The sequence below is a fragment of the Thauera sp. genome (genome assembly GCF_035444905.1).
Taxonomy (GTDB): Bacteria; Pseudomonadota; Gammaproteobacteria; order Burkholderiales; family Rhodocyclaceae; genus Thauera.
This window is the reverse complement of the sequence record NZ_DAOMPS010000153.1, coordinates 1-1270: the sequence shown is the minus strand read 5'-3', so window position 1 is coordinate 1270 and position 1270 is coordinate 1. Positions and strand designations below refer to the sequence as shown.

The window sequence follows — 1270 nt, the reverse complement described above, 5'->3', positions numbered from 1 at the left end:
AGAGGACTTCTAAAAATTAACTCTTTGATATTAAATTGATTATACTTATATTTGCATGATAAAACTCATCAAAATGCACAACTATAAAGTTACTGGGAAAAAAGGTTTATTTGACGAACACGAAACAGCAGAAAAGCTATCTTCAATAGGAAATCCTTTGGAGCGATTAGACTTGGCTATTGATTTCGAAATGTTTCGATCTACTTTAGAGAATGGATTGTTGAATACTGACAAAAAAAGTAATGCAGGAGCAAAACCTTTTGATGTAGTGACGATGTTTAAAATTTTGATTTTACAAAGATTTTATGGTTTGGCAGACAAGCAAATAGAATATCAGATTCATGATAGGCTTAGCTTTAAGAAGTTTTTAGGTTTGGAAAGTGGTGATAAAGTGCCCGATGAAAAGACAATTTGGCTTTTTAGAGAAACTTTGACTAAAAAAGGAATTATAGAAAAGATTTTTGAAGAGTTCACACTATTTTTAGAATCAAAAGAGCTTATTGTTAATGAAGGAAAGATGATAGATGCCAGTTTTACGGTAGCTCCCCGCCAGCGTAATACCAAAGAAGAAAACAAGATGATAAAAGAAGGCAGAGGCGATGAATTATGGAACGAGAAGCCGAAGAAAAAGCGTCACAAGGATATAGATGCCCGTTGGACGAAGAAAAATGGTGAAACCTTTTATGGTTACAAGAACCATGCAAAAGTAGATGCTAAGAGTAAATTAATTGATAATTATGTAGTTACAGATGCCTCTGTACACGACTCACAAGCATTAGATACCCTTTTAACAGAAAAAGACAAAGGTCAGGCATTATATGCTGATAGTGCCTATACTGGAGAAGAGCAAGAAAAAACAATAAAGAGGCATGAGCTTATAAACAAGGTACATGAAAAAGGTTATCGAAATAAACCCTTAACAGAAGAACAAAAGCAAAATAACAAAAGCAAGTCAAAGATAAGAGCAAGAGTGGAACATGTATTTGGCTTTATGGAGCAAAGCATGAAAGGACTACAGCTCAAATCAATCGGGTTAGTCAGAGCGACAGGAATTATTGGATTAATCAACCTGACCTATAACATTTTTCGCTTTGAGCAAATAATAAGACTATCTTAAGTATTGAATAAGTTATTCATTTACAAATAGATAGATAAATAAAAAAACAATAAAAATATTATGAAAACATAAAAATAATTTATACTTTAGCATCAAGTTTTAAGAAAAACGTTAAAGGGTTCTACGCTTTTCTAATAAACGTATCTTTTTTTT

Annotated in this window: 1 protein-coding gene; it reads left to right on the top strand. The window is 32.1% G+C overall.

What is annotated here, in order from left to right; all coding sequences use genetic code 11:
• Positions 1-55: 55 nt before the first annotated feature.
• Positions 56-1117 (top strand): IS5 family transposase, encoded by a 1062-nt coding sequence (locus PLC66_RS22735; RefSeq protein WP_324544447.1) that lies wholly within the window; start codon positions 56-58, stop codon positions 1115-1117.
• Positions 1118-1270: the final 153 nt, after the last annotated feature.